Raw genomic sequence first — 24,693 nt, 5'->3', positions numbered from 1 at the left:
GGGCACCTGGGAATTGGACCGGCCTAGTATGCCCGTGGCCGCCGTTAAAAAAAACGCCCCGCACCGCGCGCTGTGGGGCGCTTCCACGTATTTCAGCCGGATGGCAGCGGCGGATGTCGTCGACGACGAAGGCCACGGGCATCAGGCGGGTCTGTAGAGCGGGTAGGTGAACAGCAGCAGATGCGTCAGGTTCAGCCCGAAGTGGAACAGCGTCGCCACCCACAGGCGGCCGCTCCACAGCCGGGCCAACCCGTAGATCAGCCCGGCGAGGCCGGCGAACAGCATCAGCAGCGGGCCGCCGGCGAAGTGCGCCAGGCCGAACAGCGCCGAGGCCAGCGCCAGGGCGGGCCAGGGGCCCAGCCATTGGCCCAGGCGTTGCTGCAGGTAGCCGCGGAACAGCGCTTCCTCGGCAAGGGAAACGAAGAACAGGTTGGCCAGGACGAACTGCCAGAGCCAGGCCGGCGCGTGGAGTTCCGGCCGCAGCAGGCCGACGCCGACAGCCAGCAGAAGCAGCGCCGGCACCGCCGCCACGAGCAGCAGCCAGTACCAGGGGCGGCCGGGAGCGCGGGCTTCGTCGCGGAACAGGCTCGGCAGGCAGGCCAGTAGCAGGAACGGCACCAGTGCCTTGTCGAAGTTGAAGTACATGGTGAACGGCAGGCTCTGCGGGCCGACCACCGCCTTGTCCAGGACCCTGGGGTTGGCGAAGCCGGGTAGCAGGTGCAGGAACAGGCCCACCGCGCCGGCGACCAGCAGCAGCTCCAGGCCCAGGGCCCAGGCGCGGCGTGCCGCCAGGCGCCGGCGCAACAGGGCGAGGACGCCCAGTGCAGCCAGGGCGGCGACCGCAGGCGGAGCGAGAACCCCGTCGTAGAAGGCGAGGCAGCAGGTCGCGAGCAGCAAGACGAGGGCCAGCAGGCGCTGGAAGGACAGGGCGAGGAGCGAGGTGGCGAGGAGGAACCACATCGGCGGAAATCCTTGTAGGGCAGATGGAAAAGACAGCGCGGGCAAGGCTAGCACGGGCCTCGGCGACGTAGCGGGAGGCAGGGGGGGAGACGCGGAAAATGAAAACCGCGGCACACGTCTCGACGCCGTGTGGCCAGGCCTGTCGGCCGATCGGCAGCGTTAAAGCGGGGAAGGTGGCGTCGTGGAAACAGGGCGCGGCGCCCGGCCCGCTACGGCGGATAACGTCGCAGGCGTTATCCGTCGATGGCCTGCAGAAGCGGCGGATAACCGCGACGTGGTTATCCGCCCTGCGCGGGAGTTCGTCGTTCGCGGATCAGCCGAGGGTGACGATGCTGCGACCGGTCATTTCCGCCGGCTGCTCCAGCCCCATGAGGGTCAGCATGGTCGGCGCCACGTCGGCCAGCACGCCGCCTTCGCGGATGCTCAGCTTGCGCTTGCCGACGTAGACGAAGGGCACCGGTTCGCAGGTGTGCGCGGTGTGCGCCTGGCCGGTGGACTCGTCTTCCATCTGCTCGACATTGCCGTGGTCGGCGGTGATCAGGGCTTCGCCGCCGACCTTGTCCAGCGCCTCGACGATACGGCCCATGCAGGTGTCCAGGCACTCCACGGCCTTGACCGCGGCCTCGAACACCCCGGTGTGGCCGACCATGTCGCCGTTGGCGTAGTTGACCACGATCACGTCGTAGCGCTGTTGCTCGATGGCCTCGACGATACGGTCGGTGACTTCCGGCGCGCTCATCTCGGGCTGCAGGTCGTAGGTGGCGACCTTCGGCGAGGGGATCAGGATGCGCTCCTCGCCCTCGTAGGGTTCCTCGCGGCCGCCGGAGAAGAAGAAGGTCACATGGGCGTACTTCTCGGTCTCGGCGATGCGCAGCTGGGTCTTGCCATGCTTGGCCAGGTACTCGCCGAGGACGTTGGTCAGCGGCTCCGGCGGGAAGGCGCAGGGCGCCGGGATGCTCGCCGCGTACTGGGTCAGCATGACGAAACCTGCCAGCTGCGGGGCTCGTTCGCGGGGGAACTCATTGAATGCCGGCTCGACGAAGGCGCGGCTCAGCTCGCGGGCGCGGTCGGCGCGGAAGTTCATGAAGATCACCGCGTCGCCATCCTCGACCCGCACCGCTTCGGCGCCGGCCGGGACCACCGCGGTGGCCTTGACGAATTCGTCGCTCTCGCCGCGGGCGTAGGCGGCCTCGAGGGCTGCCACCGAGGAGTCGGCGGTGAACTCGGCCTTGCCGTCGACAATCAGTTCATAGGCGGCCTGGACGCGGTCCCAGCGGTTGTCGCGGTCCATCGCGAAATAGCGGCCGATGATCGAGGCGATGCGGCCCTTGCCGAGCCCGGCGAAGGTGGCGTCGAGACGCTCCAGCGACGGCTGCGCGCTTTTCGGCGGGGTATCGCGGCCATCCAGGAAGGCATGCAGGTAGATCTTGCCGGCGCCGCGCCTGGCGGCCATCTGCGCCATCGCCACCAGGTGGTCTTCATGGCTGTGTACGCCGCCCGGGGAGAGCAGGCCGAGGATGTGCACCGCCTTGTCGGCGGCGACGGCCTTGTCGACCGCGCCGGCGATCACCGGGTTTTCGAAGAATTCGCCGTCGCGGATGGCCTTGGTGACGCGGGTGAAGTCCTGGTACACCACGCGGCCTGCGCCGAGGTTCATGTGGCCGACCTCGGAATTGCCCATCTGGCCGTCGGGCAGGCCGACGTCCATGCCGGAGCCGGAGATCAGGCCGTGCGGCTGGGTTGCCAGGAGGCGATCCCAGACCGGCTTCTTCGCGGCGTAGATGGCGTTGTAGTCAGGGCTTTCGCTGTGGCCGAAGCCGTCCAGGATGATCAGGACCAGGGGTTTGGGCGTGGCAGTCATATGTCCGGCTCTATTTCCGCGGGGTTCAGAAACTGACCAAATTTAGTGGGAACATTGTCGTTCAAGACGTAGGAAGAGGCTGATTGATTAAACCGATGACGCCGATCCGCAACCGAATGCCGCTATCCTCGCTCCCTCTGTCCCGCCCGAACCGTGCCCGGGCCGGAACTGGCCAGCTTCACAGAAAAGGACCGGCATTCTAACCGTGAAGTTTCCCGCGACGCCATTTCCTGGAGCCGAGCGGGGCGCCGCCCGGCGGGTTCCCCCCTGGCCGGCGCGGTCTGTATACTGGCCGGCATTTTTACGCCCTGGATATCCGTCACCATGCAATTCGTTTCCCGTCTGATCGAGTTCGCCACCAACCACTACCTGCTGGTCGCGGCGCTGCTGGTCCTGCTGGTCCTGCTGTTGCTGCACGAGCTGCGCAAGGGCGGCAAGAGCCTGTCGACCCGCGAGCTGACCGCGCTGGTCAATGCCGACCAGGCGGTGGTCCTGGATATCCGTCCGGCCAAGGAGTTCGCCAGCGGGCACATCGTCGACGCGCTGAACATCCCGGCCGACAAGCTGAACAGCCGCATGACCGAACTGGAAAAGTACAAGGGCAAGACCATCATCCTGGTCGACGCCATGGGCCAGCACTCCGGTACCTGGGGCGGCGTCCTGAAGAAGGCCGGCTTCAACGCCGCCAAGCTGTCCGGCGGGATCGGCAGCTGGCGCGGCGACAACCTGCCGCTGGTGAAGTGACATGCCGCTCGTCGTGATCTACACCACCGCCTGGTGTCCGTACTGCATCCGCGCCAAGCAGTTGCTGCAACGCAAGGGCGTGGACTTCCAGGAGATCGCCTGCGACGGCAAGCCCGAACTGCGCGCCGAGCTGGCACGCAAGGCGGGATCGACCACCGTGCCGCAGATCTGGATCGGCGAGACCCATGTCGGCGGCTGCGACGACCTTCATGCACTGGAGCGCGCCGGCAAGCTGGACGCGCTGCTGTCTGCCTGAAACCATTCATGAATTGACCCAAGGGAAGGCCCGAAAATGACCGAGCAAGCTACCAACGGCGCTGCCGACGAGCAGCAACCCCAGTTCTCCCTGCAGCGCATCTACCTGCGCGACCTGTCGTTCGAGTCGCCGAAGTCACCGGAAATCTTCCGCCAGGAATGGAACCCGTCCATCAGCCTGGACCTGAACACTCGCCAGAAGCAGCTGGACGGCGACTTCTACGAAGTGGTCCTGACCGTATCGGTGACCGTGAAGAACGGCGAGGACACCACTGCCTTCATCGCCGAAGTGCAGCAGGCCGGCATCTTCCTGATCAAGAACCTCGATCCGTCGAGCATGAGCCATACCCTTGGCGCGTTCTGCCCGAACATCCTCTTCCCGTACGCTCGCGAAGCCCTGGACAACCTGGTGGTACGCGGTTCGTTCCCGGCGCTGATGCTGTCGCCGGTGAACTTCGACGCCCTCTACGCCCAGGAAATCGCCCGCATGCAGGCCTCCGGCGAGATCCCGACGCCGTCGGTCCAGTAAGCCCAGCGCTTGCGAAGAAGCCCGCCTTGCGCGGGCTTTTTCATGCCTGTCGGCCGGCTCAGTCCATGGCGAAGCCGAGCTGGCGCCAGGCTTCGTAGACGGTCACCGCCACCGTGTTGGACAGGTTCAGGCTACGGCAGCCTTCGCGCATCGGCAGGCGCAGGCGCCGATCGGTTGGCAGGGCGTTGCGCACGTCCTCCGGCAGTCCGCGGCTTTCCGGGCCGAAGAGGAAGGCATCGCCGCGCTGGTAGGCCACTTCGTGGAAGGCCCGCGACCCCTTGGTGGTGAAGGCGAACAGGCGTGGCTGGCCGAGGGCCTCGAGGCAGCTCTGCAGATCCGGGTAGCGGCGTACGCTGGCGTATTCGTGGTAGTCGAGGCCGGCACGGCGCAAGCGCTTGTCGTCCAGTTCGAAACCGAGCGGCTCGATCAGGTGCAGACTGCATCCGGCGTTGGCGCAGAGCCTGATAATGTTGCCGGTATTCGGAGGTATCTCCGGTTGAAACAGGATGACGTGGAACATGCAGGGCTCCGGAGCAGATAACGGGCGGCATTCTACCTCCGCCATCGACGATCTGCGGCGCCAGCGCTGGAAAGTCTGGGGTGCGCTGGTGCTTGCCGGGTTGTTGTTCGGGCTGATGCTCGGCAGGTTGTTCGGTCCCGCTTCGCTGCCGACGTCTGCGCCGCAACTGCTGGCGGTCGGGGAGAGCGAGCAGGGCCTGGTCCTGCGCTTCGATCGCCAGGCTGCGGTTACGGCGGCACGGGTGGAGGGTGCCCTGACGTTGCGCATCGTCGCCCGGGGCGCGGCGCAGCAGGGAGATGGACGATGGCTGGGCCAACCGTTGCGCTGGCGCGTCCGCGAGGAGGGAAAGGCGCTGCTGTTGAGCCTGGTCTCGACCCGCCCCTTGCAGGGGCGCTGGCAGTGGTCGGAGGACGGCGAGGGCTGGCGCCTGGTCGTCGAACTGCAGGAGCGCGACGGCCGGGAATAAAAGGGGGAATTCTCAGCCTGCCTGTACCGAGGTCCCCAAACGGGAGGGCGGAGGCGCGGATCACTGCGCTACCGCCGGGCATAAAAGAGGGGAGTTCTCAGCCTGCCTGTACCGAGGTCCCCGAAACGGGTGTGGCGGTTGCGCGCGGATGCTGCGTCTGCCGCCGGGTGTAAAAGAGGGGATTCCCCAGCCTGCCTGTACCGAGGCCCCCGAAATCTTCGTTATCTGCTCCAATGCAGGGGCTGTGCCAATTCTCATGAGCGCGCTGGCGGCGCGCGCGCTTTCCTGAAGGATTGTGGATAAGTCTGTGGGCGAGCTGGTGATGAATGCCTCTGGAAGCCCGTGGATCAAGGGCTTGGCGGCATCCCAGGGGTTTGTGGGAAGTCGATTGCGGAAAAATGACGGAGCGGGCTTTTCCGCCAGCGATTGATGCCGATTTGTCGCCTGCTGGTGCACGCTGCCCAAAATCCGGGCAAGGGCCGCAGCCCTGCCGAACCGGCGGATAACCGCGATGCGGTTATTCGCCCTACGCCACGGTTTGATCGACGGTGCCGGGCGGGTGCTCGCCGAGGTTGGGGCTGTGCTGCGGCCTGTAGGGCGAATAACGCCATAGGCGTTATCCGCCGCGGCCCTGCACAATCGGCGGATAACCGCGATGCGGTTATTCGCCCTACGCTACGATTTGACCGGTGGTTCCGGGCGGGCGCCCTGCCGAGGCTGGGGCGGCGTCTCGCTTGGCAGGGGCGCGCGACGGACCATGAAAAACGGGGCCCGAAGGCCCCGTTGGGTCGCTCATGGGAGCAGTGGCGCTTCAGTCGTCGCCTTCGTCGTCGGCTCCATCGACGTTCATCCCCAGCTCCTTGATCTTGCGGGTCAGGGTATTGCGGCCCCAGCCGAGCAGCACGGCGGCATCGCGGCGGCGGCCGGCGGTGTGCTTGAGGGCGGTTTCTATCATGATCCGTTCGAAGGCCGGCACGGCGCTGTCCAGCAGGTTCGACTGGCCGCGGCCCAGCGCCTGGTCGGCCCACTGGCGCAGGGCCTGTTCCCAGTTCGCCGCCGGCGCGCTGTCCTGCGGCTGGGTCAGCAGCTCCGGCGGCAGGTCGTCGATGTGCACCTCGCGGCCGGAGGCCATCACGGTGATCCAGCGGCAGGTGTTCTCCAGTTGGCGGACGTTGCCCGGCCAGCCGAGGTTCTTCAGGTACTCCTCGGTTTCCGCCTTCAGCAGCTTGGGTTCCACCGCCAGCTCCTGGGCGGCGCGGCTGAGGAAGTGCCGGGCCAGCGCCGGGATGTCCTCGCGGCGGTCGGCCAGCCGCGGGATGTGGATGCGGATCACGTTCAGGCGATGGAACAGGTCCTCGCGGAACTTGCCGTCGCGCACCAGGCTTTCCAGGTTCTGGTGGGTGGCGGCGATGATCCTCACGTCGACCTTCACCGGCGTGTGCCCGCCGACCCGGTAGAACTCGCCGTCGGCCAGGACGCGCAGCAGGCGGGTCTGGGTGTCGGCCGGCATGTCGCCGATCTCGTCGAGGAACAGGGTGCCGCCATCGGCCTGCTCGAAGCGTCCGCGGCGCTGGGCGGCGGCCCCGGTGAAGGCGCCCTTCTCATGGCCGAACAGCTCGGATTCCATCAGGTCCTTGGGGATCGCCGCCATGTTCAGCGCGATGAATGGCGAGGCTGCGCGCGGGCTGTGGCGATGCAGGGCATGGGCGACCAGCTCCTTGCCGGTACCCGATTCGCCGTTGATCAGCACGGTGATGTTGGAATGGCTGAGGCGGCCGATGGCGCGGAATACCTCCTGCATCGCCGGCGCCTCGCCGATGATCTCCGGCGTGCGCGCCTGGTTCGCCGGCAGCTCCAGGCCCTGCTGCTCCTGGGCGTGCTGGTTGGCGCGCTTGACCAGGGAGACCGCCTCGTCGACGTCGAACGGCTTGGGCAGGTATTCGAAGGCGCCGCCCTGGTAGGAGGCCACCGCGCTGTCGAGGTCGGAATGCGCGGTCATGATGATCACCGGCAGGCGCGGATGCAGTTCGCGGATCTGCGCCAGCAGGTCGAGGCCGCTGGCGCCGGGCATGCGGATATCGGAGATGATCACGTCCGGCTGCTGCCGGCCGAGGCGGCCGATCACGCTGTCGGCGCTGTCGAAGCTCACCGTGGTCATGCCTTCCTGTTGCAGGGCCTTTTCCAGTACCCAGCGGATGGAGCGGTCGTCGTCGACGATCCAGACGGTCTCTGATCGGCTCATGGTCAATGCACTCCTTGTTCCAGGGGCAGGAACAGACTGAACACGGTATGGCCGGGGTGGCTCTCGCATTCAATCAGCCCCTGGTGCTGGCTGATGATGTTCTGGGCGATGGCCAGGCCGAGTCCGGTACCGTCCGGACGGCCGCTGACCATGGGGTAGAAGATGGTTTCCTGGAGCTCGGCCGGAATGCCCGGGCCGTTGTCGATGATCTCCACCTTGCACACCAGGCGGTGACGCGTGTGGCCGATGGTGAACTGGCGCAGGGTACGGCTGCGCAGGGTGATGCGACCGAGGCGCAGGTCGTTCTGCCCGGCGATCGCCTGCATGGCGTTGCGTACCATGTTGAGCACGGCCTGGATCATTTGCTCGCGGTCGAGCAGCAGGTCGGGGATGCTCGGGTCGTAGTCGCGGACCAGGGTGATGCTGCCCTGGCTCTCCGCTTCCACCAGGCTGCTGACCCGCTCCAGCACTTCATGGATGTTGGTCGGCGCCAGGTTCGGCAGTTTGTTCGAGCCGAGCATGCGGTCCACCAGGTTCCGCAACCGGTCGGCTTCTTCGATGATGACGTTGGTGTAGTCCTTCAGCGACTCTTCCGGCAGCTCGCGGGATAGCAGTTGCGCTGCGCCGCGGATGCCGCCGAGCGGGTTCTTGATCTCGTGGGCGAGCCCGCGCACCAGCAGCTTGGTGGTCTCCTGCTTGGACAACTGCGCTTCTTCGCGGGTGATCCGCATCAGCCGGTCGCGCGGATGGACCTCGAGCAGCAGCAGCGTCTCGTTGCGGTTGAGGATGGGCGTCACCGCATAGTCGACCGTGATGCTGACGCCGGTGATCGAGGTCAGGGTCGCTTCGCGCTTGGTGAACGGATGTGCCTGTTCCACCGCCTGGCGCAGCGAGTTCAAGGCTTCCGGCGATTCGGTGAACAGCTCGCTGATGAATTGCCCGTGGCTGCGCTGGCCGCTCACGGCCAGGAGCATCTCCGCCGCCGGGTTCATGTACTCCAGGCGCAGTTCGCCGTTGAGCAGGATCACCGCGGTGGTCAGGTTGTCGAGCAACAGTCGGTGCAGGGTATCGGTCGGCATGGCGGGCAGCTGTTCCAAGGTTGGGCAGGAAAATGCAAAAAGCAAACCAGGCGCCGAAAAGGCGCGTTTTTTCTGCCGAGGCGCTGGCTAGAGGTGCGCCGGGAAGGTTTTCGGCGACGAGCGGTGACCCGAAATGGGGACAGTATAGAAAGTGGTGCGGGTAATCGCACCAATCTGGTGCGTTGGCGTGGCCGGCGGCGTTTTCGCCAGGAGAATCGGGAAATAAACCGGAAAATCCCGCGCACCGTGGAGTGGGCAGGGGAAGTTCGGCTAGCGCTCGCTTGGCTCTATCGCGCTGACCAGCGGCGTATCGACCTCCGGCAGGGGTTGCCCGGCGATGCTCACTCGATGCAGGTGGAAGGGCTGGCTCGGGGTGCTTTCGACGGTCATGCCGTCGCCATCGATGATTTCCACTGCGACCTGGTGGGTGCCGCGATCGAGGTTCTTCAACGGGAACACCGGGCTGCGTCCCGGCACTCCGGCAGGCTTGCCGTCGAGCAGCAGGCGATAGCGATGGCCGGGCAGCAGCGCCGGCTCGCTGGTGACGGTGACGATGACGTCGCCGCTGTTGGCGCGCAGGGTTGCGTCCGGTTCGGGGAAGAGGATGCGCAGTAGCTGGTAGGCCGGCGGCTTCACCTCCAGCGGCGCGGCGGGCGGACGATAGCGTATGCCCGGTGGTGCCACGCTGTTGCCCGGCGCCAGTTCGACGCGTTGGGCCTTGCGCCCGCTGGGCGGCTGGTCGGTGTAGACGCGGTTGCCCTCGGCGTCGATGTAGGTGTAGACCCCCGCTTGCGCGGCGCAGGCCAGGCACAGCAGGAGGGCGCCGAGAATGCGCGGGATCATCGTTTCTTCCCGAGGTGCACGCGCTGCACGGTGAAGGTCACCGGCGGGCTGGATTGCAGCACCCGTTCGCCGTTGAGTACCTGTACCGCGAGGCTGTGGTCGCCGCGGTCGATCTCGTGCAGGGTGAAGCGGGTGCCGCCGCTGGGCGTGCCGTAGGGTTTGCCGTCCAGCACCAGTTGCAACTGGTGGCCGCTGTGCAGGGCCGGGCGGATGCTGACGCTGACGTTGAAGGTGCCGTTGTTGGCGCGCAGCGCCTCTTCCGTGGGGAGGTCGCTGAGGGCAAGGATCTCGTAGGCGGCGGCCTCGCTATCGGCGGCCGGGGCATTGCCCGCGGAGGACTTTTCCGGCGTGTCGATTCCTACGGTATTGGTCGGCTGCAGTTCGACGGTCTGCGCCTGCACCCCGTCTGGCGGCTGGTTGGTGAATACCTTGTTGCCGTTGGCGTCGGTGTATTGGTAGATCTGCGCCATGGCCGGCAGGGCGGCGGCCAGGAGCAGGCAGCTGGTGATCAGGCGCATGGACGGTCTCCGGGTGAACCTGCCAAGCGTTGCACCGCATCGGCGCGCTGGCAAGCCGTGCATTGTGCGGCATGCGGGTATTCGAAGGTGTGCGCTGGGGCACGTTGGCGGTCGCTGTGCCCCGCCGCGCGGCTGCGTTCGTCTCAGCCGGCACTGGCGGGGCGAACCCTCGTTGCGCCAGAGTGTCTGTGCTTGCGCCGCCGGCCGGCGGCCCCGTTCGAAACGGCGGGTGTCCGGCTTGTATGATGCGGCTGTTTCGGTTTCTCACCTTGGGGACTGCCTTTCTCGTGCCGATCATCGCCCGCTTCACCCTTCGCTCCCGCGTCCTGGCGGCCCTGCTGCTGTGCCTCTGCGCCGCCCTGTTCTACTCGCCGCCGGGCGCCGCGGCGCTGCCGAACCCGTTGGCGGGGAGTTCCTCCGGTGGCGAGAAGGTCAGCGATGCGCAGTTGGAACAATCGCTGAACCAGGTCATCCAGACCCTGGAGAACGACAGGCAGCGCGCCGACCTGCTGAAAAAGCTGAAACAGCTGCGCGACGTGACCAAGAAAGGCAAGGAAAGCGAGGGTGGGGTGCTGGGGCTGATCGGCGATACCCTGACCAGCCTGGAAAAGCAGTTCCAGGGCGCGAACAGCCCGGTCGCGTTATGGGGCAACCAGTTCCAGCTGGCGCGTGCCGAACTCGAGGAGCGCTTTCCCAGCTGGCGCGACCTGCCGGCGATGGTCTTCGATTTTTCGGTGGTGATCCTCCTCTGGGCCTGCCTGGCTAGCGCGCTGCTCTGGCTCAGCCGGCGCATGCGCGAGCGCTTCGGCCTGTCGGCGGAGTTGCCGCAGCATCCGAAGACCCGCGACCTGCTGCTGTTTTCCCTGCGCAAGCTGGGCCCCTGGCTGGTGGCCTTCCTCATCACCCTGTACCTGTCGGTGGTGCTGCCGGACTCCCTGAGCAAGACCCTGGCGATGGTCATGGCCTATGTGTTGGTCTGCGGCACGCTGTTCTCCGCGCTGTGCGTGATTTCCCTCTCGCTGCTCAGCGGCCCGCACCGCCAGCGCGCCCTGGATATCCTGCGGCGCCAGGCGTTCCGCCCGTTGTGGCTGATCGGCAGCCTCGCCGCGCTGGGCGAGGTCGCCCACGATCCGCGGCTGATCGCCGGCCTCGGCGAGCACACCTCGATCTGCCTGAGTACCCTGGCCAACGCCAGCGCCGCGCTGTTCACCGCGCTGTTCGTGATGCGTTTCCGCCGGCCGATCGCCCACCTGATCCGCAACCAGCCGCTGGAGCGCCGCCTCAAGCGCCGTAGCCTGCACGACCTGGTGCAACTGGTCGGCTCGCTGTGGTTCGTGCCGGTGCTGGTGCTGGTGGGGATTTCCCTGTTCGCCACCTTCGTTTCCGCCGGCGACAGCAGTTCGGCGTTGCGCCGGGCGCTGGTCTGCGCGGTGCTGGCGGTGGTGGCGATGACCGTGATCGGGCTGATCCGCCGCCGTTCCAGTCGGGTCGGCGCCGGCCCGCGCCGCAGCGCGCCGTACATCGAGCAGTTGCAAAGCTTCGGCTACACCCTGCTGCACATCTTCGTGGTGCTGTTCTTCATCGAGGTCGCCTTGCGCGTCTGGGGCATGTCGCTGATTCGCTATGCGGAAGGCGAGGGCGAGCAGATCAGCATGAAGGTAGTCAGCTTCGGCACCACCCTGCTGGTCGCCTGGCTGATCTGGATCCTCACCGATACCGCGATCCAGCACAGCCTCGGCCTGGGCGGCAAGAGCCGGCCGAACACCCGCGCGCTGACCATGCTGCCGCTGATCCGCAACGTACTGTTCGCCACCATCGCGGTGATCGCCCTGATCGTCGCCCTGGCCAACATGGGCATGAACGTCACCCCGTTGCTGGCCGGTGCCGGCGTGATCGGCCTGGCCATCGGCTTCGGCGCGCAGTCGCTGGTGGCGGACCTGATCACCGGCCTGTTCATCATCATCGAGGACTCGCTGTCGATCGACGACTACGTCGACGTCGGCGGCCACCTTGGCACGGTCGAGGGCCTGACTATCCGTACCGTGCGCCTGCGCGACCTGGACGGCGTGGTGCATACCATCCCGTTCAGCGAGATCAAGAGCATCAAGAACTACTCGCGTCAGTTCGGCTACGCGATGTTCCGCTGGCCGGTGCCGGCGAGCATGCCGATCGACGACGCGGTGGCGCTGGTGCGCGAGGTCGCGATGGAGCTGCGCAGCGACCCGGCGGTCTACCGCAACCTGTGGTCGCCGATGGAATTGCAGGGCGTGGAGAGTTTCGACAACGGCCAGGCGATCCTGCGCTTCCGCTTCAAGACCGCGCCGATCAAGCAGTGGGAGGTCCAGCGGGCGTTCAACCTGCGCCTGCGTCGGCGCCTCGACCAGGCCGGCCTCGAACTGTCCATGCCGCGTCTCAACGTACAGTTGAGCCGGGCGCCCAAGGCGAAATCCGCGGAACCGGACGAGCAGGGCACGCCGGCGGACGGCGGCATCTAGCGCGACAGGATGACCCGGCAGATGCGGCGCATGTCGCGGTCGTCGATGCCGTCGCACTGCCACGGCGCACGCGATACCACGGCCCGGCACTGGCGGCGCATGTCGCGGCTGTCGATGTCGTCGCAGCGCTTGCGGTCGCCGCGGACGATGGCGCGGCACTGGCGGCGCGTGTCGCCGTCGCGGATGTCGTCGCAGTCGTAGCGCTGTCCCGGCGCCAGCAGCGCGCCGCAGTAACGCCGCAGGTCGCGGCTGTCGATGTCGCCGCAATCCCCGCTGTCGCCGCGTTCCAGTGCGTTGCACATGCGCCGCAGGTCGCGGTCGTGGATATCGCGGCATTCGGTGCCGGCCTGGGCGGGCAGGCTGAGGATGGCGGCAAGCAGGAGCCAGAGAGAGTGACGCATGGACGGTCCTTATCCTTGGGGCGGGGAGCGCGGCAAGTCTAACCGAACGGCGCGGCGAACTTTGCGTTTCTCCATGGGCCGGCCCATAAAAAAGGCCTCCCGAAGGAGGCCTCAAGAGGGTGACTCGTTGTTATAGGAAAGGGTGGATCAGACGCTGTAGTACAGGTCGTATTCCAGCGGGTGCACGAAGGTGCGCACCTTGATCTCTTCTTCGCTCTTCAGCTCGATGTAGGCATCGATGAACTCGTCGGTGAACACGCCGCCCTTGGTCAGGAACGCGCGGCCCTTGTCGAGTTCTTCCAGCGCCTCTTTCAGGCTGCCGCAAACCTGCGGGATTTCCTTCGCCTCTTCCGGCGGCAGGTCGTACAGGTTCTTGTCGGCGGCATCGCCGGGGTGGATCTTGTTCTGGATGCCGTCCAGGCCGGCCATCAGCAGCGCGGCGAAGGCCAGGTAGGGGTTGGCTGCCGGGTCCGGGAAGCGCGCTTCGATACGGCGGGCCTTCGGGCTGGATACGTAGGGGATACGGATCGAGGCGGAACGGTTGCGCGCCGAGTAGGCCAGCATCACCGGAGCTTCGAAGCCCGGGACCAGGCGCTTGTAGGAGTTGGTCGAGGGGTTGGTGAAGCCGTTCAGGGCCTTGCCGTGCTTGATGATGCCGCCGATGAAGTACAGGGCGGTCTCGGACAGGCCGGCATAGCCTTCGCCGGCGAAGGTGTTCTTGCCGTCCTTGGAGATCGACATGTGCACGTGCATGCCCGAACCGTTGTCGCCGTACAGCGGCTTCGGCATGAAGGTCACGGTCTTGCCGTAGGCGTCGGCGACGTTGTGCACGCAGTACTTCAGGGTCTGCACTTCGTCGGCCTTGGCGACCAGGGTGTTGAACTTCACGCCGATCTCGTTCTGGCCGGCGGTCGCCACTTCGTGGTGGTGGACTTCGACCACCAGGCCCATTTCTTCCAGGGCGTTGCACATGGCGGTGCGGATTTCATGGTCGTGGTCGACCGGCGGTACCGGGAAGTAGCCGCCCTTCACGCCCGGGCGATGGCCCTTGTTGCCGGACTCGATGTCGGCGTCGGTGTTCCAGGAAGCCTGCTCGGAGAAGATCTTGAACATCGAGCCGGAGATGTCGGACTTGAACTTCACTTCGTCGAAGATGAAGAACTCCGGCTCCGGGCCGACGAACACGGTGTCGCCGATGCCGGTGGACTTCAGGTACTCCTCGGCGCGCTTGGCGATGTTGCGCGGGTCGCGCTCGTAGCCTTGCATGGTGCTCGGCTCGATGATGTCGCAGACCAGGATCAGGGTCGGCTCTTCGGTGAACGGATCGAGGACGGCGGTGCTGTCGTCCGGCATCAGGATCATGTCGGAGGCTTCGATGCCTTTCCAGCCGGCGATGGAGGAGCCGTCGAACATCTTGCCGGCTTCGAAGAACTCATCGTCCAGCGCGTCGCGAGCCGGCATGGTGACGTGTTGCTGCTTGCCCTTGGTATCGGTGAAGCGCAGGTCTACCCACTTCACGTCATGGTCTTTGATCAGTTGGTGCGACTTGTACGACATGCTGTCCTCCAGGAGGGATTAGAGCTGGGAGCTTTTTCTGTGCCCCAGTATCGGGTGATGCCGGCCGGAATACTCCGCCAGGGCAACCTGCCTCACAAGTGAGCAAGTTGCGTGCCAGTGCCCGGAATCGGGCAGGGCCCCATGTTTGGCGGGGCCAGGTCTTCTTCAGGGTAGCTGGGCGGCCTTCGGGTGCACCGTTATGGTGCTCCATGTTGGTGCATCATTCCATTTTGGTGCAGCAAAAATAACTGTGCATATTTCTGCTCAATACGTGAGCAATTTCAGATATAATTCCGCCCCTTTTTTTCCGTCGCCCCGCGCGTTCGCGTCCCTCGCATGAAACTCATCGTCAAGACCTTCCAGGAAATCACCATCAAGAGCCGGCCGGTGCGCAAGCGCTTCATCCGGCAGTTGGCGAAGAACATCCGCGCGGTGCTGCGCGACCTGGACCCGGAGCTGAAGGTCGAGGGCGAGTGGGACAACCTGGAGGTAGAGACCGCCGTGGTCGACGCCAAGGCCAGGCGCGAGATGATCGAGCGCCTGACCTGCACCCCGGGCATCGGTCATTTCCTCGAGGTCCACGAGTATCCGCTGGGCGATTTCGACGACATCCTCGCCAAGTGCAAGGCGCATTTCGGCGACCAGTTGGCCGGCAAGACCTTCGCCGTGCGCTGCAAGCGCGCCGGCAAGCACGCGTTCACCTCGATGGAGGTGGAACGTTACGTCGGCAGCGGCCTGCGCCGCGAATGCGGGGCTGCCGGGATCGACCTGAAGCAGCCGGAAGTCGAGGTGCGGATGGAAATCCGCCTCGACCGCCTGTTCGTCATCCATCGCCAGCATCCGGGCCTGGGCGGCTATCCGCTGGGCGCGCTGGAACAGGTGCTGGTGCTGATGTCCGGCGGCTTCGACTCGACCGTGGCGGCCTACCAGATGATGCGCCGCGGGATGATCAGCCACTTCGTGTTCTTCAACCTCGGCGGGCGCGCCCACGAACTGGGGGTGATGGAAGTCGCCCACTACCTGTGGGAGAAGTACGGCCGCTCGCAGCGCGTGCTGTTCGTCAGCGTGCCGTTCGAGGAAGTGGTCGGCGAGATCCTCACCAAGGTCGACGACAGCTATATGGGCGTGACCCTCAAGCGCATGATGCTGCGCGCCGCCAGCCGCGTGGCCGAGCGCCTGGAGCTGGACGCGCTGGTGACCGGCGAGGCGATCTCCCAGGTGTCCAGCCAGACCCTGCCGAACCTCTCGGTGATCGACCGGGTTACCGACACCCTGGTGCTGCGCCCGCTGATCGTCAGCCACAAGCAGGACATCATCGACACCGCCCGGCAGATCGGCACCGCCGAGTTCGCCCGGCACATGCCGGAATACTGCGGGGTGATCTCGGTGAACCCGACCACCCAGGCCAAGCCCTACCGCGTCGAGCACGAAGAGTCGAAATTCGACATGGCGGTGCTCGAGCGCGCCCTGGAGCGAGCCACCCAGCGCACCGTCGACCGGGTGATCGACGAACTCGGCCAGGACCTGCAGGTGGAAGAGGTCGGCGAGGTGCTGCCCGGTCAGATTGTCATCGATATCCGCCATCCTGATGCCCAGGAAGACGAACCCCTGGCCCTGGAAGGCGTCGAAGTCCAGGCGCTGCCGTTCTACGCGATCAACAGCCGCTTCAAGGAACTGGACGCCAACCGCCAGTACCTCCTGTATTGCGACAAAGGGGTGATGAGCCGCCTGCATGCCCATCACCTGCTCAACGAGGGGCACACCAATGTGCGTGTTTATCGTCCGGCTTAAGCAGCCTGGCTTGTTCGGCGGCAGCATCCGCCACCGTCCTCCCGACACGTCCGCCGCCTAGGCCGATGCCCGCCCTTCGGCGTGCCGGCCGGACCGGGGCAGCGTCCGCCTGCTGCCCGCCCCTTAATTGAAGAAGCCTGTCGTGTCGGGCGCCGCCCTGTCCGACCCCACCACCGCCGCGAAGCCGCGCTTCGGGCGTTAAACGAGACAAGACTTGTGATCGAAAATCTGCGCAACATCGCCATCATCGCCCACGTCGACCATGGCAAGACCACCCTGGTGGACAAGCTGCTGAAGCTGTCCGGCACCCTCGACCGCAAAGAAGCGGAAAGCGAGCGGGTGATGGACTCCAACGACCAGGAAAAAGAGCGTGGCATCACCATCCTGGCGAAGAACACCGCGATCAAGTGGAACGGCTACAACATCAACATCGTCGACACCCCCGGTCACGCCGACTTCGGCGGCGAGGTGGAGCGCGTGATGTCGATGGTCGACTCCGTGCTGCTGGTGGTCGACGCCCAGGACGGCCCCATGCCGCAGACCCGCTTCGTGACCCAGAAGGCCTTCAAGGCCGGGCTGCGTCCGATCGTGGTGGTGAACAAGATCGACCGCCCGGGCGCGCGTCCGGACTGGGTCATCGACCAGATCTTCGACCTGTTCGACAACCTCGGCGCCACCGACGAGCAACTCGACTTCCCGATCGTCTACGCCAGCGCCCTGAACGGCATCGCCGGCCTTGACCACGAGAAGATGGACGACAACATGGACGCGCTGTTCCAGGCGATCATCGACCACGTCCCGGCCCCGGTGGTGGACACCGAGGGTCCGTTCCAGATGCAGATCTCGCAGCTGGACTACAACAGCTTCCTCGGCGTGATCGGTATCGGCCGCATCACCCGCGGCAAGGTCAAGTCCAACACCCCGGTGGTGGCCATCAGCGACGACGGCAGCAAGCGCAACGGCCGCATCCTGAAGATCATGGGCCACCACGGCCTGCAGCGCGTCGAGGTGGCCGAGGCGGAAGCCGGCGACATCGTCTGCGTCAGCGGCATGGAGGAGCTGTTCATCTCCGATACCCTGTGCGACCCGCAGAACGTCGAGGCGCTGCCGCCGCTGACCGTCGACCAGCCGACCGTGAGCATGACCTTCCAGGTCAACGATTCGCCGTTCGCCGGCCGCGAAGGCAAGTTCGTCACCAGCCGCAACATCAAGGAGCGCCTGGAGAAGGAACTGCTGCATAACGTGGCGCTGCGCGTCGAGCCGGGCGACAGCCCGGAGAAGTTCAAGGTTTCCGGCCGTGGCGAACTGCACCTGTCGGTACTGATCGAGACCATGCGCCGCGAAGGCTTCGAGCTGGCCGTGGGCCGCCCGGAAGTGGTGATCATCGAGAAGGACGGCGAGAAACAGGAGCCCTACGAGAACGTCACCATCGACATCGAGGAGCAGCACCAGGGCTCGGTGATGGAGCAGATGGGCCTGCGCAAGGGCGACCTGAGCAACATGATTCCCGACGGCAAGGGCCGCGTGCGCCTGGAGTACACCATTCCGGCGCGCGGCCTGATCGGCTTCCGCAACAACTTCCTGACCCTGACCTCGGGCACCGGCATCCTGACCTCGACCTTCAGCCACTACGGTCCGATCAAGGCCGGCGAAGTCAGCAACCGCCAGAACGGCGTACTGGTCTCCATGGCCACCGGCACCGCGCTGACCTACTCGCTGGAGACCCTGCAGAGCCGCGGCAAGTTGTTCCTCGGCCCGGGCGACGAAATCTACGAAGGCCAGTTGGCCGGCATCAACAGCCGTGACAACGACCTGGTGATCAACCCGACCAAGGGCAAGAAGCTCGACAACATGCGCGCTTCCGGCAAGGACGAAGTCATCGCCCTGGTTCCGCCGATCCGCTTCACCCTCGAGCAGGCGCTGGAGTTCATCGCCGACGACGAGCTGGTGGAAGTGACGCCGAAGTCGATCCGCCTGCGCAAGAAGATGCTCAACGAGAACGACCGCAAGCGCTACGAGCGCAGCAAGGTCTAAACCGTTGCCGTACCGGCGCGCCGCAACGGCGTGCCTCGCGGCCGGCAGGCAGGGCAGGGGTGCCCGGCCTGCCGGCCGTTTTGCTATGCGCCGGGCGCTTTCCGGCGGGGCTTGATGGCCCCCGCGGCAGCGGCCCGCAGCAAGCGGCGGAACGTCGGGCAGTCCATGTGCTCGCGCGCCGGACAGGCCGCGGCATGCCGCAGGCCGTCGCGCATGGCGGCGAGGCGGCGGATCGTCCGGTCCAGTTCGTCGGCCTTGGCCGCCAGCGCCGCGCGGTCGATCCGCAGCGCGCCGTCGGCTGCGCCCATGCCGGCAATCTCGTCCAGCGACAACCCGGCGGCGCGGCCCAGCCCGATCAGCGCCAGCCGCTCCAGCACGCCTGCATCGAACAGCCGGCGCAGGCCGTGCCGGCCGCTGGAGGCGATCAGTCCCTTTTCCTCGTAGTAGCGCAGGGTCGAGGCCGGTACCCCGGATCGTCGCGCGACCTCGCCTATGTCCAGTTGCCGCATGCCCTTGACCTCAAGTCGACTTGAAGTGGAAGACTAGCGTTTCGGCACCTGGGCCGTGACGAAATACAGACGAGGTGAACCTCATGTGGGACGAACGCTATGCCGCCGAAGAGTATGTCTACGGAACCGAACCCAACGCTTTCCTGAAGGAGCATGCGCAGCGGCTGGCCGGGCCGGTGCTGAGCGTCGCCGAGGGCGAGGGGCGCAACGCGGTGTTCCTCGCTTCGCTGGGGCTGGAGGTGCTTGGCGTGGACGGCTCCGCCGTCGGCCTGGCCAAGGCGCGCCGGCTGGCCGAGGCGAAAGGCGTGTCGATCGACACCCTGGTGGTCGACCTGGCGGACTACGAACCGCCGGCAGCGGCGTTCGGCGCGGTGGTGTCGATCTTCGCGCACCTGCCCAGTCGCGTGCGCGGCAGACTCAACCGCCTGCTGGAGCGTTCGCTGCGACCGGGCGGTCTCTTCCTGCTGGAGGCCTATCGGCCGGAACAACTCGGCCGCGGCACCGGCGGCCCGGCGGACGTCGACATGCTGGTGAGCCGTGCGGCGCTGGAGGCTGAGCTGCCGGAGTGCGAAGTGCTGCTGGCGCGGGAAATCGAGCGCGAGGTGGTCGAGGGCCGTTTCCACACCGGCGCGGCCTGCGTGGTCCAGTTCATCGCCAGGAAGAGGTAGCTCGCCACGGGGCGGGCGTCGGAATGCGTCGAATCTCTGGAATGCGGGCTGTATACTCCCGGCGCGGGTTCCGCTCTGGCAGGATGGCCAGGGCAGGTATCAGTGGATCGTGGTACCTCTTGATCAAGGATTCGACGCATGCAATGGATTTTCATGCTGGTGGGCCTGATCCTCGGCGGCTTCGCCGGGGAATCGCTGGTCGGCGCCCTCCTCGGCGGCCTTTCCGGCCTGGCCCTGGGACAGGCCGTCTCGCTGCAGAACCTGGCGCAACAGAACGAGCGCCTGCGCAAGCAGATGAGCGAATTCGCCGAACGCTTCGAGCGCGGCACCGAGGTCATCCACCAGCGCTTGCTGCGCGTGGAGCGCCAGGCGCAGGACCTTCCCGAAAGCGTTCCCGAGCCGGCCGCCGGCATCGACCAGCCGCTCGCAGACACGCCTCCCGCTCCTCCCGCCGAGGTTGCCCCGCCGCTGGACTGGGACATCGAGCTGCCGGCCGTCGAGGCTGCGCCGCCTCCGCCTCGTCCCCCCGAACCCGTCCAGCCCATCGAGCGTCAGCCGGCGTTCCAGCCTGACGCCCAGCCAGCGCCGCGCCGTGCCGCCCCTCCAGCGCCTCCACGCGAACCCTCGCTGGTCGAGCGTGGCTTCGCCGCGGCCAAGGGCTGGCTGTTCGGCGGCAACACGGTATTGCGCATCGGCGTGGTGCTGCTGTTCATCGGCCTGGCCTTCCTCCTGCGCTATGCCTCGGAACGGGTGGCGGTGCCGGTGGAGTACCGCTACGCCGGGGTGGCGCTGGCAGCGATGGCGCTGCTCGGCGTCGGCTGGTGGTTGCGCGAGCGGCGCGCCGCCTACGGCCTGATCCTGCAAGGCACCGGTATCGCGGTGCTGTACCTGACCATCTTCGCCGCCATGCGCCTGCATCCGCTGATCTCTCCCGGCGCGGCGCTGGCCCTGCTGGTGGTGGTGACGATCTGCTCGGCGATCCTCGCCGTGCTGCAGAACGCCATGGGCCTGGCGGTGGTGGCGGCGCTCGGCGGCTTCGCCGCGCCGATCCTGACCTCCACCGGCAGCGGCAACCATGTAGCGCTGTTCAGCTACTTCGCCCTGCTCAACGCCGGCATCTTCGCCATCGCCTGGTTCCGCGCCTGGCGGCCGCTCAACCTGGTCGGCTTCGTCGGCACCTTCGGCATCGGCTTCGCCTGGGGACTGCGCTCCTATACACCGGAGCTGTTCGCCAGCACCGAGCCGTTCCTGGCCCTGTTCTTCCTGATGTACGTCGGGATCGGCCTGCTCTTCGCCCGCCGCAAGCTGCTGGAGGCCGCGCAGGCGCCTGCCGAGCGCGGCGAACTGCTGCGCTGGTCGGCGCGACAGGCCGACTACATCGACGCCACCGTGCTGTTCGGCCCGCCACTGGTGGGGTTCGGCCTGCAATGCGTGGTGATCGGCCACATCGACTTCGGCATGGCCTTCAGCGCCCTGGCCCTGGGGCTCTTCTACATGGTCCTGGCGCGGGTGCTGCGCGGCCATGCTTCGGCCGGACGCACCAGCCTGCTGGTGGAAATCTGCCTGGCGCTGGGGGTGGTCTTCGGCACCCTGGCCATTCCGCTCGGCCTGGACGCGCGCTGGACCTCGGCCGCCTGGGCCGTCGAGGGTGCCGGCATCTACTGGCTCGGCCTGCACCAGCAACGCCGCCTGGCGCGGCTCTTCGCCCTGCTGTTGCAGGGCGGTGCGGCGTTGGCCTACCTGAATGGCGTGCGCCCGGGTGAGACGACGTTGCTGGAGGGTTCGCCGCTGGGCGCGCTGATGCTCGGTGCAGCGGCGCTGTTCAGCTTCTGGCAGCTGCGTCGCGCGCCGGCGAAAGCGCTGGCCGACTGGGAGCCCGCCTGCCGGCCGTTGCTGGCGGCCGCCGGCCTGGCCTTCCTCTACCTGGTCGCACCGCTCTGCCTGGCCGTCGACGGCACCGCCATCGCCTGGGCCGTGGCCGGCCTGGCGAGCTTGTTCGCCGGCTTGCGCCTGGGCTCGCGTACCTTCCTGTTCTGCGCCTTCGCCGTGCAACTGCTGGGCGGTGCGCTGTTCCTCCTGCATTTGCAGGGCGGCGATGGCCAGGGTGGGGTATTCGACTCGGGCTGGCGTGGCTTGATGACCGCCTCGCTGATTGGCCTGGCGCTGATCGGCGGCATGCTGCTGGCGGCGCGCGACCCGCTGGTGAAGGACGACAGTCGGCTGCTCATGGGCTTGAGCCTGGTGCTGCTGGCCGGTCTGGCGTTCGTCAACCTGGCAGTGCTGTTCGTCCTGCCTTGGCGCAGCGCCAGCGCGGTATGGGCCGGTAGCGGGCTGCTGATCATCTGGCTGAGCCTGGTGCTGCGCCAGCGCCTGAGCTTCTACTTCGGCCTCGCCTTGCAGGTAGTGGGCGGCCTGGCGTTCCTCCTCGCCGGGCCGTCGCTGTTCGGCTCGCTGAGCGGCGAAGGCCTGCGGCCCCTGGCCCATTCCGGGTTCTGGACGCCGGCAGTGCTGGCCCTGGCGGCGCTGGTCGGCGCCTGGCGGCTGCGCCGCGCCGGCGAGCGCGAGCGGGCGCTGGGTATCGGTACCCTCGGCCTGGCCGAGCTGTCGCACTTGCTGCTGCTCTGGGGAGCCGGCTGGTGGGCGCTGACCGCGCTGTGCGAAACCGTCCGCTTCGTGCCTTATGGCCTGCGCGAGCATGCGTTGCTGCTGGTGGCCGCGGCGACAGTGGCGTCGTGGATGCTGCTGGCGCTGCGCGAGCGCTGGCGCGAACTGGCCCTGCTGTGCCTGGCGCTGGTCCCGGTGGCGCTGTTGGCCCTGGCCAGTGCCTGGCGTTTCGATTACCAGCCGTTCGGCGAATTCGGCTGGCTGGCCTGGCCGCTGCTGTTCGCCACGCACCTGCTGTCGCTGCGACGCCTTGCCCCGTTGCTGCCGGCGAAGGCCCTGAGCGTTGCCCATGTGCTCGGTTGCTGGCTGTTGCTAGGGGTGCTGGCGCTGGAGCTGCGCTACCTGTTCGCCCTGCTCGCCGAACAGTACAACGCCTGGCGTTGGCTGGGCTGGGCGTTGGTCCCGAGCGCCTACCTGCTGCTGGTGGCTGGCGGGCGGAGCCTGCCCTGGCCGCTGCGCGACTTCCCGCGAGAGTATCGGCTGCTCGCCGCTGCGCCGGTGGCGCTGTTGCTGCTCGGCTGGTTCTGGAGCGCCAACCTGCTCAGCGACGGCGCTGCCGAGCCGCTGCCTTACCTGCCGCTGGCCAACCCGCTGGAACTGGGGCTGCTGATCGTGCTGTTCGCCCTCTACCGCTGGAGCGACGCCAGCCTGGCCTCGCTCGTCGATGGCAATGCCAGCGCGCGCCTGGGGCGCCAAGCGTTGGCCGGCGCCTCGCTGTTCGCCCTGCTGACCCTGGCGGTGTGCCGCGCCGCGCACCACCTGGCCGGCGTACCGTTCCAGGCCGAGGCGCTGGCCGCGTCGATGCTGGTGCAGGCGGGGCTGTCGCTGGTCTGGACGCTCTGTGCGCTGGGCCTGACCATCGCCGGTACCCGTCTCGGCCGGCGCGACCTGTGGATGGTCGGCGCGGCGCTGGTCGGCGTCGTGGTGGTCAAGCTGTTCTTCGTCGAGCTGGGCAACAGTGGCAGCCTGGAGCGAATCATCTCCTTCATCGGGGTCGGCGTCCTGTTGCTGGTCGTCGGCTACTTCTCACCCTTGCCTCCGCGTCGCGCCGAGGTCGCATCGGAGGCCGAGCAGCCATGACGCGCTCCTTTTCGTTCAGAACCGCCGGCCTGCTCCTGCTGGGCGCCTGCCTGTCCCTGCCGCTGTCGGCGAAGGAGTCTGCCGAAGGTTTCAGCCGCCAGGTGGCGCTGTCGCTGCAGGGCGAAGGTCCCTGGTATCGCCTGAGCATCCCGATGAGCGTGCAGTTGTCGGCTGCCCATGCCGACCTGCGCGACCTGCGGGTCTTCGATGCCGAAGGCGAGGCCTTGCCCTACGCCCTGGTGGCCGGCAGCGAGCGCCAGGCCAGCACGCCGCATGAGGCCGAGGTGCGGCTGTTCCCGTTGCGAGGCACGTCCGCCGCCGACGCGACGCAACCGAACCTGCGGGTGCAGCGCAACACCAGCGGCACCATAGTCGAGGTGCTGCCGGAAAACGCCGGGCCGGCTGCCGAGACTTTGCGCGGCTGGCTGCTCGACGCGAGCGCGGTGACGTTTCCCCTGGAGCGCCTGCGGCTGGACTGGAGCAGCCCGGAGGAGGGCTTCCAGCGCTTCTCCGTGGAAGCCAGCGACGACCTCGAGCATTGGCAGGCCTGGGGGGACGGACAGATCGCCCGCTTGACCTTCAACGGCGAACGCATCGACGTCAGCGAGGTCAAGCTTCCCGGCCGCCAGGCCCGCTACCTGCGTCTGGCCTGGCCGGCCGGGGCAACCGCGGCAGACCTCCATGGCGCCCGCCTGCAAGGCAGCACGCGGAGCACCGAGCCGGCGCCGATGATCTGGTCCGAGCCGCTGGCCGGGCGCCAGGCGGGGGACGGCGAGTACCGCTGGCAGTTGCCGCTGGCGTTGCCGTTGCAGCGGGTGCGGGTGTCCCTGGAGCAGGCGCTGACCCACACCATCGTCCCGGTGGAACTGTCCGGCCGTGATCGTACGGAGAACGCTTCGCCGCGCCGGGAGGCCGCCTGGAGCAGCCTGGCACGCGGGGTCCTCTACCGGCTGCCGATCGACGGCCGCAACGTACAGCAGAACGAGCTGGAACTGCCGGGCTGGGCGGTGCGCGAGCTGCGTCTGCAGGTGGACCAACGAGGTACCGGCCTGGGCCCGGAGGTTCCGTCCCTGAGTGTCGGCTTGCCGGCCAGCGAACTGGTGTTCCTGGTGCGCGGCAGCCCGCCGTACCGGCTGGCGTTCGGCAAGCCCGGCGCGCAGTCGGCGGCGCTGCCGCTCGGCGTACTGATTCCCGGCTATACCGAGAGCAAGCGCGCCACCCTGGGTAGCGCCAGCCTGGGCGAACCGCTGGAGGTGGCCATGGCGGCCGCGGCGCCGGCACCGGGTAGCGACTGGAAGAAGATCGGCCTGTGGGCGGTACTTCTGCTGGGGGTCGCTCTGCTGGTAATAATGGCAATGAGCCTGCTGCGTTCCTCGCCGAACAAGCCATGAGCCGGTTCCGCGCTATGCTGTTCGGCTGAGGAGGCTTTACGACGGGCCCCGGGGCGCATGCCGACGACGCGGCGGCCCGACAATAA

At 67.1% G+C, this 24,693-nt stretch carries 20 protein-coding genes; 10 read left to right on the top strand and 10 right to left on the bottom strand.

Annotated features, from left to right (window positions below):
* Positions 1–141: 141 nt before the first annotated feature.
* Complete coding sequence (locus ACTJJX_RS26560) at positions 142–960, bottom strand: CPBP family intramembrane glutamic endopeptidase (RefSeq protein WP_016852228.1); 819 nt, start codon at positions 958–960, stop codon at positions 142–144.
* Between the two features lie 313 nt (positions 961–1,273).
* Positions 1,274–2,821 (bottom strand): 2,3-bisphosphoglycerate-independent phosphoglycerate mutase, encoded by a 1,548-nt coding sequence (gene gpmI, locus ACTJJX_RS26555; RefSeq protein WP_003114478.1) that lies wholly within the window; start codon positions 2,819–2,821, stop codon positions 1,274–1,276.
* Positions 2,822–3,145: 324 nt separating this feature from the next.
* On the opposite strand from gpmI, the gene ACTJJX_RS26550 reads away from it, so the two are divergent.
* From ACTJJX_RS26550 to secB, 3 genes are read left to right on the top strand one after another with little or no spacing between them, the layout of a single operon-like run.
* Positions 3,146–3,565 (top strand): rhodanese-like domain-containing protein, encoded by a 420-nt coding sequence (locus ACTJJX_RS26550; RefSeq protein WP_003096058.1) that lies wholly within the window; start codon positions 3,146–3,148, stop codon positions 3,563–3,565.
* 1 nt (position 3,566) lies between these two features.
* Complete coding sequence (grxC, locus tag ACTJJX_RS26545; RefSeq protein ID WP_016852227.1) at positions 3,567–3,821, top strand: glutaredoxin 3; 255 nt, start codon at positions 3,567–3,569, stop codon at positions 3,819–3,821.
* Positions 3,822–3,857: 36 nt separating this feature from the next.
* Entirely contained in the window at positions 3,858–4,349 is a 492-nt protein-coding gene (secB, locus tag ACTJJX_RS26540) for a protein-export chaperone SecB (RefSeq protein ID WP_003096050.1), read from the top strand.
* 58 nt (positions 4,350–4,407) lie between these two features.
* Here secB and trmL read toward each other — a convergent pair whose 3' ends face one another.
* Positions 4,408–4,869, bottom strand: a complete 462-nt coding sequence (trmL, locus tag ACTJJX_RS26535) for a tRNA (uridine(34)/cytosine(34)/5-carboxymethylaminomethyluridine(34)-2'-O)-methyltransferase TrmL (RefSeq protein WP_003096047.1) — start codon at positions 4,867–4,869, stop codon at positions 4,408–4,410.
* Between trmL and ACTJJX_RS26530 the strand changes: the two genes are divergently transcribed.
* Positions 4,868–5,335 carry a hypothetical protein gene (locus ACTJJX_RS26530; protein WP_003096038.1) on the top strand — a complete coding sequence of 156 codons (468 nt, stop codon included), beginning with the start codon at positions 4,868–4,870 and terminating at the stop codon, positions 5,333–5,335. The two genes, trmL and ACTJJX_RS26530, sit on opposite strands and share 2 nt — an antisense overlap.
* An 811-nt stretch (positions 5,336–6,146) precedes the next feature.
* On the opposite strand, the gene ntrC is transcribed toward ACTJJX_RS26530, so the two are convergent.
* The 4 genes from ntrC to ACTJJX_RS26510 all read right to left on the bottom strand — a co-directional run bounded on the left by ntrC (position 6,147) and on the right by ACTJJX_RS26510 (position 10,017).
* Positions 6,147–7,577, bottom strand: coding sequence for a two-component system response regulator NtrC (ntrC, locus tag ACTJJX_RS26525; protein WP_003104661.1), 1,431 nt, complete (start codon positions 7,575–7,577; stop codon positions 6,147–6,149).
* A gap of 2 nt (positions 7,578–7,579) precedes the next feature.
* Positions 7,580–8,656, bottom strand: coding sequence for a two-component system sensor histidine kinase NtrB (gene ntrB, locus ACTJJX_RS26520; protein WP_003096033.1), 1,077 nt, complete (start codon positions 8,654–8,656; stop codon positions 7,580–7,582).
* Positions 8,657–8,926: 270 nt separating this feature from the next.
* Positions 8,927–9,499: a DUF4124 domain-containing protein gene (locus ACTJJX_RS26515; protein ID WP_003114474.1), complete on the bottom strand. Its 573-nt coding sequence runs from the start codon at positions 9,497–9,499 to the stop codon at positions 8,927–8,929.
* On the bottom strand, positions 9,496–10,017 hold the full coding sequence (locus tag ACTJJX_RS26510) for a DUF4124 domain-containing protein (RefSeq protein ID WP_003096024.1): 522 nt from the start codon (positions 10,015–10,017) through the stop codon (positions 9,496–9,498). The genes ACTJJX_RS26515 and ACTJJX_RS26510 overlap by 4 nt, the downstream gene beginning before the upstream one ends.
* A 287-nt stretch (positions 10,018–10,304) precedes the next feature.
* Between ACTJJX_RS26510 and ACTJJX_RS26505 the strand changes: the two genes are divergently transcribed.
* Positions 10,305–12,512, top strand: a complete 2,208-nt coding sequence (locus tag ACTJJX_RS26505) for a mechanosensitive ion channel family protein (protein ID WP_003111156.1) — start codon at positions 10,305–10,307, stop codon at positions 12,510–12,512.
* Here ACTJJX_RS26505 and ACTJJX_RS26500 read toward each other — a convergent pair.
* A complete protein-coding gene (locus ACTJJX_RS26500; RefSeq protein WP_003104642.1) occupies positions 12,509–12,913 on the bottom strand; it encodes a hypothetical protein in 405 nt (134 codons plus the stop codon). The two genes, ACTJJX_RS26505 and ACTJJX_RS26500, sit on opposite strands and share 4 nt — an antisense overlap.
* A 147-nt stretch (positions 12,914–13,060) precedes the next feature.
* Positions 13,061–14,470 carry a glutamate--ammonia ligase gene (gene glnA, locus ACTJJX_RS26495; protein WP_003096016.1) on the bottom strand — a complete coding sequence of 470 codons (1,410 nt, stop codon included), beginning with the start codon at positions 14,468–14,470 and terminating at the stop codon, positions 13,061–13,063.
* A 336-nt stretch (positions 14,471–14,806) separates the two neighbouring features.
* On the opposite strand from glnA, the gene thiI reads away from it, so the two are divergent.
* Together thiI and typA are read left to right on the top strand one after the other, a co-directional pair.
* On the top strand, positions 14,807–16,261 hold the full coding sequence (thiI, locus tag ACTJJX_RS26490) for a tRNA uracil 4-sulfurtransferase ThiI (protein ID WP_003096011.1): 1,455 nt from the start codon (positions 14,807–14,809) through the stop codon (positions 16,259–16,261).
* A 216-nt stretch (positions 16,262–16,477) separates the two neighbouring features.
* Positions 16,478–18,295, top strand: coding sequence for a translational GTPase TypA (typA, locus tag ACTJJX_RS26485; protein ID WP_003096009.1), 1,818 nt, complete (start codon positions 16,478–16,480; stop codon positions 18,293–18,295).
* 83 nt (positions 18,296–18,378) lie between these two features.
* Here the strand turns inward: typA and ACTJJX_RS26480 are convergent, their stop codons facing one another.
* The gene (locus ACTJJX_RS26480; protein WP_003114472.1) at positions 18,379–18,804 is read right to left on the bottom strand and encodes a helix-turn-helix domain-containing protein; all 426 of its coding nucleotides are present in this window, start codon (positions 18,802–18,804) and stop codon (positions 18,379–18,381) included.
* Positions 18,805–18,887: 83 nt separating this feature from the next.
* On the opposite strand from ACTJJX_RS26480, the gene ACTJJX_RS26475 reads away from it, so the two are divergent.
* The 3 genes from ACTJJX_RS26475 (at position 18,888) to ACTJJX_RS26465 (ending at position 24,607) form a co-directional block, all read left to right on the top strand.
* A complete protein-coding gene (locus ACTJJX_RS26475) occupies positions 18,888–19,472 on the top strand; it encodes an SAM-dependent methyltransferase (protein WP_003110179.1) in 585 nt (194 codons plus the stop codon).
* A 138-nt stretch (positions 19,473–19,610) separates the two neighbouring features.
* Entirely contained in the window at positions 19,611–23,216 is a 3,606-nt protein-coding gene (locus ACTJJX_RS26470) for a DUF2339 domain-containing protein (RefSeq protein ID WP_016852226.1), read from the top strand.
* Positions 23,213–24,607 carry a DUF3999 domain-containing protein gene (locus tag ACTJJX_RS26465; RefSeq protein ID WP_016852225.1) on the top strand — a complete coding sequence of 465 codons (1,395 nt, stop codon included), beginning with the start codon at positions 23,213–23,215 and terminating at the stop codon, positions 24,605–24,607. Before ACTJJX_RS26470 ends, ACTJJX_RS26465 begins: the two co-directional genes overlap by 4 nt.
* The last annotated feature ends 86 nt before the right edge of the window (positions 24,608–24,693 follow it).

It is taken from the genome of Pseudomonas sp. 22490 (assembly GCF_052044465.1).
Taxonomy (GTDB): Bacteria; Pseudomonadota; Gammaproteobacteria; order Pseudomonadales; family Pseudomonadaceae; genus Pseudomonas; species Pseudomonas aeruginosa.
Note: the sequence above shows the minus strand (reverse complement) of the source record. Positions and strands in the feature narration are given on the sequence as shown.